Below are 234 nucleotides of genomic sequence, written 5' to 3'. Positions count from 1 at the left end.
AGCCGATGGCGATCGCGACGGCGCGCTGCGCACGGCGACCGGCGGGAACTGGCCGCATGGGGGGCATGACGCCGATCCCGACGCCGTAGTCGCGCTGCACCTGCACGAACGCGCGCACCTCGTCGAACTCGATTCGGTCCGCAACGGCAGCGCCCCCGACGAGACGCGGTCGCGTCTCCCCGGCTGGCTGCTCGCGTGTCGCGAGGCGTGGGCGATCGTCCCGCTGGTCCACGG

The 234-nt window shown here is 73.9% G+C and carries 1 pseudogene; it reads left to right on the top strand.

Annotated elements, in window-relative coordinates:
* Positions 1-234: pseudogene (locus AC0CH3_RS17995) on the top strand (hypothetical protein); the annotation flags it as partial.

This window comes from Sphingomonas sp. AC449, assembly GCF_979253475.1.
The sequence above is the reverse complement of the archived record's forward strand: the minus strand, read 5'-3'. Positions and strand labels throughout refer to the sequence as shown.